Source organism: Aphanothece microscopica RSMan92 (genome assembly GCF_046613545.2).
In the GTDB taxonomy this organism is placed as follows: domain Bacteria; phylum Cyanobacteriota; class Cyanobacteriia; order PCC-6307; family Cyanobiaceae; genus NIES-981.
The window spans coordinates 1-577 of the sequence record NZ_JBKKKY020000358.1; the positions used below are offsets into that span (position 1 = coordinate 1).

1 protein-coding gene is annotated in these 577 nt (G+C 76.1%); it reads left to right on the forward strand.

Annotated features, from left to right (window positions below; translation table 11 throughout):
- Positions 1-577, forward strand: a 577-nt coding sequence (locus ACLD7X_RS17985) for a hypothetical protein (RefSeq protein WP_411425055.1), incomplete at both ends; no start/stop codon positions are given.

Consider the following 577-nt stretch of genomic DNA (forward strand, 5'->3'; position numbering starts at 1 on the left):
CCGGCAACCGGGCCGAGTTGCGCATCGCCGGGGTCGGCACGCTGGACGGAGTGCCCTTCGATGCGGTCTACGCCCAGCCCCTCGGCCCCGATGCGCCGCCCGCCACGGTGACGGGACGTGTCGAGCTGTCCGGCGACGCGGTGGAGCGCCTGCGCCTGGGCCTGCCCGCCGGGATGGTCACCGGCACCGGCACCGGCACCGTCCGCATCGACCTGCCGCGCGGCGAACCCGCGCAGCTGGACCTTGTATCCGACATGGCGGGCCTGGGCCTCGCGATCCCCGAACTGGGCTGGCGCAAGCCGCGCGAGGATACGGGCAGCCTTGCGCTGTCGGCCCGTCTGTCCGCTCCGGCGGTGATCGAAACGCTGGACCTTTCCGCCGCTGGGCTGGAGGCGTCGGGCCGGATCACGCTGCGCCCGGGCGGCGGGCTGGACCGGGCCCGGTTCGACCGCGTGCGCCTGCGCGGCTGGCTGGATGCCGCCGTCGACCTGGAGGGCCGCGGGGCCGGAACGCCCCCGGCGGTGTCGCTGACCTCGGGCAGTGTCGACCTGCGCCGCATCGTCCGCGGCGAAGGCGG